Origin of the sequence: Pseudomonas sp. NFACC41-3 (assembly GCF_900109505.1) — a bacterium.
Classification (GTDB): domain Bacteria; phylum Pseudomonadota; class Gammaproteobacteria; order Pseudomonadales; family Pseudomonadaceae; genus Aquipseudomonas; species Aquipseudomonas chlororaphis.
Map to the genome: position 1 here is coordinate 552,685 of NZ_FOAE01000006.1, position 12,683 is coordinate 565,367.

Here is a 12,683-nt window from a genome sequence, read left to right on the forward strand (position 1 = left end):
GCGCAGCCTCGCAGGCTCGGCAGCGGCTACGGGCTGTTTATGGCGCGAACGGCATCACGCGTTTGTGATGGGTCTTGTTGTAGGTGTTGCAGATGATCTTGAACGCCTCTTCGCGCACCGGCTGGCCATGGAGGAAGGCGTCGATCTCGGCGTAGGTCACGCCGTGGGACGCTTCGTCCGGCTTGCCGGGAGACAGGTCTTCCAGGTCGGCGGTAGGGATCTTTTCCACCAGCGACTCCGGCGCGCCGAAATGCCGGGCAATGGCCCGCACCTGGTTCTTCACCAGTCCGCTCAGCGGGGCCAGGTCGCAGGCGCCGTCACCGAACTTGGTGAAGAAACCCATCACCGCTTCGGCGGCGTGGTCGGTGCCGATCACCAGGCCATGGGCGGCGCCGGCGATGGTGTACTGCGCGACCATGCGCATGCGTGCCTTGGTGTTGCCAAGGACGAAGTCCCGGCTTACCGCCTGATGACCTTCGAAGGCCGCTACTTCATTGGCCAGGGACTTGACCGCCGGCCCGATGTTCACGGTGTGGCGCTCGTCGGGTTCGATGAAGTCCACCGAGGCCTGGGCATCGTGTTCGTCGAACTGCACGTCGTACGGCAGGCGCACGGCGATGAAACGATAGCCCTGGTCGCCACTGCTGGCGCGCAGTTCGCGCATCGCCCGCTGGGCCAGCAGGCCCGCGGTCAGGGAGTCGACGCCACCACTGATGCCCAGCACCAGGGCCTTGAGCCCGGAATTGAGCAGGCATTGCTGGATGAACGCGACCCGCCGGGCGACTTCTGCCTCGAGATCGGCCTGGTCCTTGAAAGGGGGTTGGACCTTGAGCTGTTCAGCAATCTCACGCTGTACGGCTTGCATGATTCACTCCTTGCTTGATGTGCCAGAAAGGGCGGCAGGTACTTGGAAAACGTGGCGCAAATAAGCGACGAAGTTGGGATCCTTGCAATGGGTCTTGCCCGCTTCGTCGGAGATCTTGGCGACGGGCTGGCCATTGCAGGCGGCCATTTTAAGCACGATGCTCATCGGCTCGACACCGGGAATATCGCACGTCAGGTTAGTGCCGATACCGAAGCTGACATTGATCCGACCGCGCAACGCACGAAAAATCTCCAGGGACTTGGGCAGCGTCAGGCTGTCGGAGAACACCAGGGTCTTGCTCATCGGCTCGATGCCCAGTTTCAGGTAATGGGCGATGGCTTTTTCCGCCCAGGCGATCGGGTCGCCCGAGTCGTGGCGCAAACCGTCGAACAGCTTGGCGAAGTACAGATCGAAATCGTTGAGGAAGGCGTCGGTGGTGATGCAGTCGGTCAGGGCGATCCCCAGCAGGCCGCGGTACTCGCGGACCCAGCAGTCGAGGGCGGCGATCTGGCTGTCGATCAGCCGCGGCCCCAGTTGCTGGTGGGCCATGATCCACTCATGGGCCATGGTACCCAGGGGTTTCATGTCCAGCTCGCGGGACAGGTGCACGTTGCTGGTGCCGACGAAACGCCCGGGGAAGTCGTGCTTGAGCACGTTCACCACTTCTTCCTGGACCCGGTACGAGAAGCGCCGGCGGGTGCCGAAGTCGGCCACCTGCAGGTGCGACAGTTCATCGGCGCTGGCGTTGGCGCTCAGCCAGTCGAACTTGCGATACAGCTGTTCGCGCGCCTGTTCCAGGACGACTTCGCGGTAGCGATAGCGGTTACGCACCTCGCTGACGATCGCCAGCATCGGCACTTCGAACAGGATCACATGCAGCCAGGGCCCGCGCAGGCGGATGAACAGCTCGCCGTTCTCGATACCGGTATGCACATACCGCAGGTTGAAGCGGAACAGCCCGAGAAAACGCAGGAAGTCCGGTTTCAGGAAGCTGATGCGCTCAAGAAAACTCAACTGGTCGGCGCTCAGGCTCAGGTCGGCCAGGCGCTCGAACTGATAGCGGATCTCCGCCAGATAGGGGCGCAGGTCCTCGCTGTTGCGGCAGCGGAATTCCCATTCGACTTCCACATTGGGGTAGTTGTGCAGCACCGCCTGCATCATGGTCAGTTTGTAGAAGTCGGTGTCGAGCAGGTTCTGCACGATGCGATCGGCAAACACACTCTCGCTCATAACGGGAATCTCCATGCTGGCCGCGATGAAGGGCGCGGCTTTCCAGCTTGTTCAATGAAGGCAGTAGTGGCGCATATCCGCCGTGGGTTTTGCCAGTGTTTTTTGCTTGGGGACGATGTCGAGGCTGATGGCCTCATCGCAGGCAAGCCTCGTTCCTACAGGTACGCGCTGCTCTTGTAGGAGCGAGCTTGCTCGCGATGGCGTCCATCCGTCTGGCCCCCATCCCGGATCAGGCCGGCGTCGGGCTGTCGATCTGTTCCAGCATCCAGCGTACGAAGTCCCGCACCTTGGGCACTTCGGCCGCATGTTCGGGGTAGGCCAGGTAATAGGCATCGTGGCTGGGCATGGCGTAGTCCCAGGCCAGCACCAGCTTGCCCTCGGCCAGCTCTTCTTCCACCAGGAACCGCGGCAGCAGAGCCACGCCGCAGCCGACCTGGGCGGCCCGGATGCACATGTAGAAGGTTTCGAAGCGCGGGCCGTGATAGCTGTGCTCGGTGTGGAAGCCCTGGCTGTCGAACCAGTCATGCCAGGCCTGCGGCCGCGAGGCCAGTTGCAGCAGCACCAGCTCGGCCAGCTGCGTCGGGTCGGTGAACGGCTTGTCCGGCAGGCTGCCGGGGGCGCAGACCGCCACCAGCTCTTCGCCGAACAGTTTCAGGCACTCGGTGCCGGGGCGCGAACCCTGGCCAAAGTAGAACGCCATGTCGCTGCGGCCCTGCAGCAGGTCGTCGGCTTCCTGCTCGTTGCACAGGTCCAGGTGGATCTGCGGGTGGCGCAGGCGCCAGCCCTTGAGGCGCGGCACCAGCCAGCGCGCACCGAAGGTCGATGGGGTGGACACCCGCAGGACTTCGGTTTCGCCGCCGTAGGAGCGCAGGTAATGGGTCGACATCTCGATCTGCGAGAGGATCTTGCGCACCTCCACCAGGTACAGGTCGCCGGCCGGGGTCAATTGCAGGCGCCGGCGTACCCGGCGAAACAGCAGGTGTTGCAGGAGTTCTTCCAGCTGCGCGACCTGCTTGCTGACCGCGCTCTGGGTCAGGTTCAGCTCCTCGGCGGCGCGGGTGAAGCTCAGGTGCCGGGTGACGGCCTCGAAACACTGCAGGGCGGTGATCGAGGGCAGGTAGCGTTTGTTCAGCATCGAGGGTTCCTTGTTCGTGTCCCGGCCACGCAGCATGAATAAACGGAATGATATCTCGCCTAATCGTCGTTTGTTGGCAAGTCTCGGGCCGGCTACAACTACAGTCCTGAATAGCTGTGTCAACGGCTACGACTTTTTGCTTTCCATTTGTAAGGAGTGACCCATGGTTGCCGCATTGCTTGATCGTCTTGGTGTGAACCCGGCCCTGTATCAATCGGGCAAGCAGCCCGTGCATTCGCCGATCGACGGCAGCCGCATCGCCTCGGTGAACTGGCAGGGCGCGGCCGAGGTGGAGCAGCAGGTCAGTCGCGCGGAGCATGCCTTCGAGTTGTGGCGCAAGGTGCCGGCGCCGCGGCGTGGCGAGCTGGTGCGCCAGTTCGGCGAAGTGCTGCGCGAATACAAGGCCGACCTCGGTGAGCTGGTGTCCTGGGAAGCCGGCAAGATCACCCAGGAAGGCCTGGGCGAAGTGCAGGAAATGATCGACATCTGCGACTTCGCGGTCGGCCTGTCACGCCAGCTGTACGGCCTGACCATCGCCTCCGAGCGCCCGGGCCACCACATGCGCGAAACCTGGCACCCGCTGGGCATTGTCGGGGTGATCAGCGCGTTCAACTTCCCGGTCGCGGTCTGGGCCTGGAACACCACCCTGGCGCTGGTCTGCGGCAACCCGGTGATCTGGAAACCCTCGGAAAAGACCCCGTTGACCGCCCTGGCCTGCCAGGCGCTGTTCGAACGCGTGCTGAAGAACTTCAGCGATGCCCCCGAGTACCTGAGCCAGGTGGTCATCGGCGGGCGTGACGCCGGCGAAGCGCTGGTAGACGACCCGCGCGTGGCCCTGATCAGCGCCACCGGCAGCACCCGCATGGGCCGCGAAGTGGCGCCGAAAGTCGCCGCGCGTTTCGCCCGCAGCATCCTCGAGCTGGGCGGCAACAACGCGATGATCCTGGGGCCGAGCGCCGATCTGGACATGGCCGTGCGCGCCATCCTGTTCAGTGCCGTCGGCACCGCTGGCCAGCGCTGCACGACGTTGCGCCGGCTGATTGCCCATGAATCGGTGAAGGAAGAAATCGTCACCCGCCTCAAGGCCGCCTATTCCAAGGTGCGCATCGGCCATCCGCTGCAAGGCAACCTGGTCGGCCCGCTGATCGACAAGCACAGCTTCGACAACATGCAGGATGCGCTGGAGCAGGCCCTGAGCGAGGGTGGCCGGGTGTTCGGCGGCAAGCGCCAGCTGGAAGACCAGTTCCCCAACGCCTATTACGTGTCGCCGGCGATCGTCGAGATGCCGGAGCAGAGCGACGTGGTGTGCAGCGAAACCTTCGCGCCGATCCTCTACGTGGTGGGCTACAGCGATTTCGCCGAAGCGCTGCGCCTGAACAACGCCGTGCCGCAAGGCCTGTCGTCCTGCATCTTCACCACCGATGTGCGTGAGGCCGAGCAGTTCATGTCGGCGGTGGGCAGCGACTGCGGCATCGCCAACGTCAACATCGGCCCGAGCGGCGCGGAAATCGGCGGCGCCTTCGGTGGCGAGAAAGAAACCGGCGGCGGCCGCGAGTCCGGCTCCGATGCCTGGCGCGCCTATATGCGCCGGCAGACCAACACCGTGAACTACTCGCTGGAGTTGCCATTGGCGCAGGGTATTACCTTCGACTGATCGACCCCGATCGCGCCCGCCTGCCGGGCGCTGTAGCCGCTGCCGAAGGCTGCGATAAGCTCCGAAGGAGCTTGGTTCTCGATCTCCTGTCGGGCCTGCGGCGGCCTTCAGTTCGCCGCGACCGTACCGGTCGATCGCAGCCTGCGGCAGCGGCTACAGGGAGGTGCTGGTTCATGGTCTGTGGTTCGTTGATTTCGGAGTCTGGCAATGTCGTTACGCGAAGAATGCCTGTGGGAAAAACTGACGCCGCAAAGGCCTGACAATGCTGCGCTCAAGGGCGAGGTCAGGGTGGATGTCTGCGTGATCGGCGCGGGCTTTACCGGCCTGTCGGCCGCCGTGCACCTGCTGGAGCAGGGCAAAAGGGTTTGTGTACTGGAAGCCCATCGCACCGGTCACGGTGGTTCGGGACGCAACGTGGGGTTGGTGAATGCCGGGATGTGGATCCCGCCGGACGAGATCGAGGCCGGTTTCGGCGAGGCGGTCGGCAGCCAGCTCAACCGCATGCTGGGGGCGGCGCCGGCCCTGGTGTTCAGCCTGATCGACAAATACCGCATCGATTGCCAGCTGCGCCGCGAAGGCACCCTGCACATGGCGCACAACGCCCGGGGCGAGGCCGACCTGCGCAGCCGGGAAGCCCAGTGGAAACGCCGGGGTGCGCCGGTCGAACTGTTGACCGGCGCGGCCTGTGAAACCGCCACCGGCACCAGGAAGATCGCCGCCGCTTTGCTCGATCGCCGGGCCGGTACGGTCAATCCGATGGCCTATGTCAGTGGCCTGGCCAAGGCCGCGGTCGACCTGGGTGGCCAACTGTTCGACCATTCGCCGGTGACCCGTCTCGAACGCCAGGGCCAGCGCTGGTCGGTGCAGACCGCCCAGGGCTCGGTGCTGGCCGAGCAGGTGGTGATTGCCTCCAATGCCTACACCGAGGGCGACTGGACCGAATTGCGGCGCAATTTTTTCCCCGGTTACTACTATCAGGTCGCCTCCAGGCCGCTGACCGAGGAAGCCGCGCAGCGGATCCTGCCGGGTGGCCAGGGTTCCTGGGATACCCGCCAGGTGCTCAGCAGCATTCGCCGGGACGCCGACGGTCGCCTGTTGCTGGGCAGCCTGGGCAATGGCAACCAGAAGCCGGCCTGGTTCCTCAAGGCCTGGGCCGACCGGGTACAGCAGCACTATTTCCCTTACCTGAAAACGGTGGAGTGGGAGTGCACCTGGACCGGTTGCATCGCCTTTACCCCCGATCACCTGATGCGTCTGTTCGAGCCGGCGCCCGGTCTGGTGGCGGTCACCGGCTACAACGGCCGGGGCGTGACCACCGGCACCGTGGTCGGCAAGGCGTTCGCCGATTACCTGTGTAACGGAAATCCTCAGGCCTTGCCGATTCCCTTCGCCCCCATGCAGCCCCTGGCCGGCGTGGGCTTGCGCAGTTGCCTGTACGAGGCCGGGTTCTCCCTGTATCACGCGGGCCAGTGCCTGCGGATCGTTATCTGACAAAGGAAATATGTTGCCGGGTGCGGCGCTTTTCGGCGCAGCGACTAGCCTGTAGTGGTGCGGGGCGTAGCAGTCCTGCACCAGTAGTGTGCAGTTCGGTTACGCAGGCTGTTACAGGCTGGTTGCACGTTGATTTGCGCTGCGGTTGCAATGATGGCGCAGGCGGGTTGCGCCTGATGTTTTGTAAGGTTTTACCTTCCGCGGTTTAGACGGTTGCACGCCCAATAAAAAAGGGCTCGAAACAGTCGAAATAACAATAAAAGAGCGACTTTTTTCAGAATAAAAAACCAATGGCACGGCCCTTGCTCTGAGCATTCGGTGAAGTCGCAGTGCCAACTAAAAAAACCTTGGAGCACCACCTCATGTCCCAGACGTTTTACAAGAAAGGCTTTCTGGCCCTCGCAGTGGCAGCTGCGTTGGGTGTTTCTGCGTTTGCTCAGGCCGACCTCAAGATCGGCGTAGCGGGTCCCATGACAGGCGCCAACGCGGCATTTGGCGAGCAGTACATGAAGGGTGCACAGGCAGCGGCTGACGAGATCAACGCCAAGGGCGGCGTCAACGGCGAGAAGATCGTCCTGGTCAAGGGCGATGACGCCTGCGAACCGAAGCAGGCCGTGGCCGTGGCCAACCGCCTGGTGGACCAGGACAAGGTGGCCGGTGTGGTCGGTCACTTCTGCTCGTCGTCGACCATTCCGGCTTCCGAGGTTTACAGCGATGCGGGCGTGATCGCCATCACCCCGGGCTCCACCAACCCACAGGTCACCGAGCGCGGCCTCTCCGCCATGTTCCGCATGTGCGGGCGTGACGACCAGCAGGGCATCGTCGCCGGCGACTACATCGTCGACGTGCTCAAGGGCAAGAAAGTCGTGGTCCTGCACGACAAGGACACCTACGGCCAGGGCCTGGCGGATGCCACCAAGGCCCAGTTGAGCAAGCGCGGCGTGACGCCCGTGCTGTACGAAGGCCTGACCCGCGGCGAGAAAGACTTCAGCGCCGTGGTCACCAAGATCCGCGCTGCCGGTGCCGATGTCGTCTACTTCGGCGGCCTGCACCCGGAAGCCGGTCCGCTGGTACGCCAGATGCGCGAGCAGGGCCTCAAAGACGTCAAGTTCATGTCCGACGACGGTATCGTCACCGACGAACTGGTGACCACCGCCGGCGGTCCGCAATACGTCGATGGCGTGTACATGACCTTCGGCGCCGACCCGCGCCTGCTGCCGGACAGCAAGACCGTGGTCGACGCTTTCCGCAAGGCCGGCACCGAGCCTGAAGGCTACACCCTGTACGCCTACGCCTCGGTCCAGGCACTGGCCGCCGGCTTCGGCGGGGCCAAGTCCAACAAGGGCGAGGACGCCGCCAAGTGGCTCAAGGCCAACCCGGTGAAAACCGTGATGGGCGAGAAGACCTGGGATGCCAAGGGCGACCTGAAAGTCTCCGACTACGTGGTTTACCAGTGGGACAAGGACGGCAAATACCACCAGCTGGAAAAACAGAAGTGACATGAGCGTCTGGGCAGGCCGGCCCTTCCTCCAGGGGAGGGCGCAGGCCTGCTGCATGCGTGTCCGTGCAGTACCTGTCTTTTCTCGTAGAGCTGCACAACTGTCGTGTTGCGCGGGTGGGTGAACCCCAAGGCCGTCGTATCCGCTGTGTGCAGTCTCTCAAATGCGTGAGATTGCGTTATGGATGGTATTTTCCTGCAGCAACTGATCAATGGACTGACCCTCGGGTCCGTCTATGGTCTGATCGCCATCGGCTACACAATGGTCTATGGCATCATCGGCATGATCAACTTCGCCCACGGCGAGGTTTACATGATTTCCGCTTACCTCGCGGCAATCAGTCTGGCTCTGCTGGCCTACTTCGGCATCGAATCCTTCCCGCTACTCATTCTCGGCACCCTGGTCTTCACCGTCGTCGTGACGGGGATCTATGGCTGGGTCATCGAGCGCGTCGCCTACAAACCCCTGCGTAACTCCACCCGCCTGGCGCCGCTGATCAGCGCCATCGGTATCTCGCTGATCCTGCAGAACTACGCGCAGATCAGTCAGGGCGCCAAGCAACAAGGTGTACCGACGCTGCTGGCCGGCGCCTGGAAGGTCGACATCGGCACCGGTTTCGTCCAGCTCACCTACACCAAGATCTTCATCCTGGTGGCGGCATTCGCCGGCATGGCGGTGCTCACCTACATCATCAAGTACACCAAGCTCGGCCGCATGTGCCGCGCCACCCAGCAAGACCGCAAGATGGCCTCGATCCTCGGGATCAACACCGACCGGGTGATTTCCTACGTGTTCATCATCGGCGCCGCCATGGCGGCGCTGGCGGGCGTACTGATCACCATGAACTACGGCACGTTCGACTTCTATGCCGGCTTCATCATCGGCATCAAGGCGTTCACCGCGGCGGTACTCGGCGGCATCGGCTCGCTGCCGGGCGCGATGCTCGGCGGGATCATCCTCGGGATCTCCGAGTCGCTGTTCTCCGGTCTGATCAACTCCGACTACAAAGACGTGTTCAGTTTCTCGCTGCTGGTGCTGATTCTGATCTTCCGTCCCCAAGGCCTGCTGGGTCGCCCACTCGTGGCGAAGGTATAAGTATGTCTGCTGCCAATAAACCGATTGATATCAAAAAGAGCCTCATCGACGCCGTACTGGCCGGGCTGATCTCGCTGATCGTGTTCGGTCCTATCGTGGGCGTGGTACTCGAGGGCTACAGCTTCAACCTGCAACCAGCCCGCGTCGGCTGGCTGGTGGCGATCGTGATGATCGGCCGTTTCGCCTTGAGCCTGTTCCTGCAGACGCCCAAAGGGTTGAAGATCCTCCAGGGTTTCGAAAGCACCGGTTCCGGTGTGCATGTGCTGGCGCCGGACTACAAGTCGCGGCTGCGCTGGATCATCCCGGCGCTGATCGTGATCGCCATCGTCTTCCCGTTCTTCGCCAACAAGTACCTGCTGACCGTGGTCATCCTCGGCCTGATCTACGTGCTGCTCGGCCTGGGGCTGAACATCGTGGTCGGCCTGGCCGGGCTGCTCGACCTGGGGTATGTGGCGTTCTACGCCATCGGTGCCTACGGCCTGGCGCTGGGCTACCAGTACCTCGGCCTGGGTTTCTGGACCGTGCTGCCCCTGGCGGCCCTCGCCGCGGCGCTGGCGGGATGCATACTCGGCTTCCCGGTGTTGCGCATGCACGGTGACTACCTGGCCATCGTGACCCTGGGCTTCGGCGAGATCATCCGCCTGGTTCTCAACAACTGGCTGTCCTTCACCGGCGGCCCGAACGGCATGCCGGTGCCGTCGCCGAGCATTTTCGGCCTGGAATTCACTCGGCGGGCGAAGGATGGCGGGGTGCCGTTCCACGAGTTCTTCGGTCTGGAATACAACCCCAACCTGAAGTTCCTGTTCATCTACATCGTGCTGTTCATCGTTGTACTGCTGGTGCTCTACATCAAGCATCGCCTGACCCGCATGCCGGTCGGCCGGGCCTGGGAAGCGCTGCGCGAAGACGAGATCGCCTGCCGCGCCATGGGCCTGAACCACGTGCTGGTGAAACTCTCGGCCTTCACCATCGGTGCCTCCACCGCGGGCCTGGCCGGGGTGTTCTTCGCCAGCTACCAGGGCTTTGTGAATCCCTCGTCCTTCACCTTCTTCGAGTCGGCGCTGATCCTGGCCATCGTGGTCCTGGGCGGCATGGGGTCGACCGTGGGCGTAGTGATCGCGGCGTTCGTCCTCACCGTGGCGCCGGAACTGCTGCGCAGCTTCTCCGAGTACCGGGTGCTGCTGTTCGGCATTCTCATGGTGTTAATGATGATCTGGCGGCCGCGAGGCCTGATTCGTATCAGCCGTACCGGGGTGACCCCGCGTAAAGGTGCCTTGGTCGAGAGGAGCGCGCCATGAGCGATGAAGTCATTCTCAAGGTAGAGAACCTGATGATGCACTTCGGTGGCATCAAGGCCCTGAGCGACGTCAGCCTGGAGGTCAAGCGCAATTCCATCTTCGCCCTGATCGGCCCCAACGGCGCCGGCAAGACCACGGTGTTCAACTGCCTGACCGGTTTCTACAAGGCCACGGGCGGGCACATCGCTCTCAATACCCGGGGCAAGCCGACCAACGTCATCAAGCTGCTGGGCGAGCCGTTTCGCGCGACCGACTTCGTGTCGCCCAGGCGCTTTGCCAGCCGGCTGTTCTACAAGATGTTCGGCGGTACCCATCTGGTGAACCGGGCGGGCCTGGCGCGGACCTTCCAGAACATTCGCCTGTTCAGGGAAATGTCGGTGCTGGAGAACCTGCTGGTGGCCCAGCACATGTGGGTCAACCGCAACCTGGTGTCCGGCATCCTCAACACCAAGGGTTACCAGAAGGCTGAAAGCGACGCCCTGGACCACGCCTTCTACTGGCTGGAGGTGGTGGACCTGGTGGACTGCGCCAACCGCCTGGCCGGCGAGTTGTCCTACGGCCAGCAACGCCGCCTGGAAATCGCCCGCGCCATGTGCACCCGGCCGCAGATCATCTGCCTCGACGAACCGGCCGCCGGCCTCAACCCCCAGGAAACCGAAGCGCTCAGCGCGATGATCCGGCTGCTGCGCGACGAGCACGACCTGACCGTGGTGCTGATCGAACATGACATGGGCATGGTGATGAGTATTTCCGACCATATCGTGGTGCTCGACCACGGCAACGTGATCGCCGAGGGCGGGCCCGAAGCGATCCGCAACGACCCGAAAGTGATTGCTGCCTATCTGGGTGCGGACGAAGAGGAACTGGTATGACGACTGCGCCTATCCTCGAACTCAAGGACCTGGACGTGTACTACGGGCCGATCCAGGCCCTGAAGAAAGTCTCGCTGCACATCAACGAAGGTGAAACCGTGAGCCTGATCGGCTCCAACGGTGCCGGCAAGTCCACGCTGCTGATGTCGATTTTCGGCCAGCCGCGGGCCGAGTCCGGGCAGATCATCTATCGCGGTGTGGACATCACCCACAAGTCCTCGCACTACATCGCCTCCAACGGTATCGCCCAGTCGCCGGAAGGGCGCCGGGTGTTTCCGGACATGACGGTGGAAGAGAACCTGCTGATGGGCACCATCCCCATCGGCGACAAGTACGCCAGCGAAGACATGCAGCGCATGTTCGAACTGTTCCCGCGGCTCAAGGAACGTCGAACCCAGCGGGCCATGACCATGTCCGGCGGCGAGCAGCAGATGCTCGCCATCGCCCGCGCGCTGATGAGCCGTCCCAAGCTGCTGTTGCTGGACGAACCGAGCCTGGGGCTGGCGCCGATCGTGGTGAAGCAGATCTTCGCCACCCTGCGCGAGCTGGCCTCCACCGGCATGACCATCTTCCTGGTCGAGCAGAACGCCAACCACGCGCTGAAGCTGTCGGACCGCGCCTATGTGATGGTCAACGGCGAGATCCGCCTGAGCGGCACCGGCCAGGAACTGCTGGTCAACGAGGAGGTGCGTAACGCGTATCTGGGCGGTCACTGAGCCTGAGTACCGTGGATAAGACATGCCCCGCCGGTTCGCGCCGCTGGGGCATTTTTTATCTCCTTGATCTTGTAGGAGCGAGCTTGCTCGCGATGCTCGTCAACGGTGACGCTGGCTGTCTGGATATACGCGTTGTTCTCGGGTTCTTCGCGAGCAAGCTCGCTCCTACAGAGGCTGGATGACCTTCTCCACAGCAGAAAACGCAAATTGTGGAAAACATTCTGCGCAAGCTGGCAAAGCGCGGCATAAAGACGCTGCAAATAGTTGTTTTGCCACGGTTTTGACTTGTCCCCGTTTGCTGTGGAACTGGCTGTGGGTAACGTGGGAGTAGCTGGCTGGACGCCTTGAATGGCGTGGCCTGCAGGCCGGCGATCGTTTTTTGATCAGACGTTTTTGCCTGACCTTGAGCGGCCGTTGTCAACCTTTTTATTGTCGCAGGCAAAGGGCGGAAATCCCCTGGGCAAGCCTGTGGATAAGTCTGTGATTAAACTCTGGAAAGACTCGCCGAGGCAGCGTCGTTACTGGCTTGAAGCCATCCCTTGCTTGACCGTCCGGTCGCCTGTATCGGCCGGGGCTGCATGGACGCCATGCCCAGGTCAAGCAAAAAACTTTCTAAAATCGCCTGCAGCCCCTGTGGATAGCGGCTTGCGGACTTTTGCACTTGCCCCCAAAGACTGTGGAGCGTCCTGTGGATAAGGTGCGTGCATGTGGCTGCGGGCCACGATTTGCCTGGCTTGGCGGTGGTTGGTTGTTTTTTGTACAGTTGCGTCTCTGTAGCCGCTGCCGAAGGCTGCGATAAGGCCCGGAGGGCCTTTCAACGATCTTGAA

Annotated in this window: 10 protein-coding genes; 7 read left to right on the forward strand and 3 right to left on the reverse strand. The window is 62.7% G+C overall.

The features are described 5' to 3' along the window. Positions 1–37: 37 nt before the first annotated feature. The 3 genes from nadE to BMY68_RS27035 all read right to left on the reverse strand — a co-directional run bounded on the left by nadE (position 38) and on the right by BMY68_RS27035 (position 3,230). Complete coding sequence (gene nadE, locus BMY68_RS27025) at positions 38–865, reverse strand: ammonia-dependent NAD(+) synthetase (protein WP_053259437.1); 828 nt, start codon at positions 863–865, stop codon at positions 38–40. A 3-nt stretch (positions 866–868) separates the two neighbouring features. Next, positions 869–2,095, reverse strand: coding sequence for a nicotinate phosphoribosyltransferase (gene pncB / locus BMY68_RS27030; RefSeq protein WP_007925207.1), 1,227 nt, complete (start codon positions 2,093–2,095; stop codon positions 869–871). 229 nt (positions 2,096–2,324) lie between these two features. Further along, positions 2,325–3,230 carry a LysR family transcriptional regulator gene (locus BMY68_RS27035; protein ID WP_085533644.1) on the reverse strand — a complete coding sequence of 302 codons (906 nt, stop codon included), beginning with the start codon at positions 3,228–3,230 and terminating at the stop codon, positions 2,325–2,327. 163 nt (positions 3,231–3,393) lie between these two features. Here BMY68_RS27035 and BMY68_RS27040 point away from each other — a divergent pair, with 163 nt between their 5' ends. The 7 genes from BMY68_RS27040 (at position 3,394) to BMY68_RS27070 (ending at position 11,855) form a co-directional block, all read left to right on the forward strand. Beyond that, positions 3,394–4,884 (forward strand): L-piperidine-6-carboxylate dehydrogenase, encoded by a 1,491-nt coding sequence (locus BMY68_RS27040; RefSeq protein WP_085533646.1) that lies wholly within the window; start codon positions 3,394–3,396, stop codon positions 4,882–4,884. 207 nt (positions 4,885–5,091) lie between these two features. Further along, positions 5,092–6,375 (forward strand): L-pipecolate oxidase, encoded by a 1,284-nt coding sequence (locus tag BMY68_RS27045; RefSeq protein ID WP_085533648.1) that lies wholly within the window; start codon positions 5,092–5,094, stop codon positions 6,373–6,375. A 362-nt stretch (positions 6,376–6,737) separates the two neighbouring features. Continuing rightward, complete coding sequence (locus tag BMY68_RS27050) at positions 6,738–7,874, forward strand: branched-chain amino acid ABC transporter substrate-binding protein (protein ID WP_007925216.1); 1,137 nt, start codon at positions 6,738–6,740, stop codon at positions 7,872–7,874. A gap of 180 nt (positions 7,875–8,054) precedes the next feature. Then, entirely contained in the window at positions 8,055–8,969 is a 915-nt protein-coding gene (locus BMY68_RS27055) for an ABC transporter permease subunit (RefSeq protein ID WP_007925218.1), read from the forward strand. Positions 8,970–8,971: 2 nt separating this feature from the next. Continuing rightward, entirely contained in the window at positions 8,972–10,267 is a 1,296-nt protein-coding gene (gene livM / locus BMY68_RS27060) for a high-affinity branched-chain amino acid ABC transporter permease LivM (RefSeq protein ID WP_085533650.1), read from the forward strand. Further along, positions 10,264–11,139: an ATP-binding cassette domain-containing protein gene (locus tag BMY68_RS27065; RefSeq protein WP_009041928.1), complete on the forward strand. Its 876-nt coding sequence runs from the start codon at positions 10,264–10,266 to the stop codon at positions 11,137–11,139. Before livM ends, BMY68_RS27065 begins: the two co-directional genes overlap by 4 nt. After that, positions 11,136–11,855: an ABC transporter ATP-binding protein gene (locus BMY68_RS27070; RefSeq protein WP_007925221.1), complete on the forward strand. Its 720-nt coding sequence runs from the start codon at positions 11,136–11,138 to the stop codon at positions 11,853–11,855. The genes BMY68_RS27065 and BMY68_RS27070 overlap by 4 nt, the downstream gene beginning before the upstream one ends. The last annotated feature ends 828 nt before the right edge of the window (positions 11,856–12,683 follow it).

Bases quoted from the DNA above. Each gene is read 5' to 3' on its own strand.
- nadE (WP_053259437.1), bottom strand. From the start codon at position 865: ATGCAAGCCGTACAGCGTGAGATTGCTGAACAGCTCAAGGTCCAACCC.
- BMY68_RS27050 (WP_007925216.1), top strand. From the start codon at position 6,738: ATGTCCCAGACGTTTTACAAGAAAGGCTTTCTGGCCCTCGCAGTGGCA.
- BMY68_RS27070 (WP_007925221.1), top strand. From the start codon at position 11,136: ATGACGACTGCGCCTATCCTCGAACTCAAGGACCTGGACGTGTACTAC.
- BMY68_RS27065 (WP_009041928.1), top strand. From the start codon at position 10,264: ATGAGCGATGAAGTCATTCTCAAGGTAGAGAACCTGATGATGCACTTC.
- BMY68_RS27055 (WP_007925218.1), top strand. From the start codon at position 8,055: ATGGATGGTATTTTCCTGCAGCAACTGATCAATGGACTGACCCTCGGG.
- BMY68_RS27035 (WP_085533644.1), bottom strand. From the start codon at position 3,230: ATGCTGAACAAACGCTACCTGCCCTCGATCACCGCCCTGCAGTGTTTC.
- BMY68_RS27040 (WP_085533646.1), top strand. From the start codon at position 3,394: ATGGTTGCCGCATTGCTTGATCGTCTTGGTGTGAACCCGGCCCTGTAT.
- livM (WP_085533650.1), top strand. From the start codon at position 8,972: ATGTCTGCTGCCAATAAACCGATTGATATCAAAAAGAGCCTCATCGAC.
- BMY68_RS27045 (WP_085533648.1), top strand. From the start codon at position 5,092: ATGTCGTTACGCGAAGAATGCCTGTGGGAAAAACTGACGCCGCAAAGG.
- pncB (WP_007925207.1), bottom strand. From the start codon at position 2,095: ATGAGCGAGAGTGTGTTTGCCGATCGCATCGTGCAGAACCTGCTCGAC.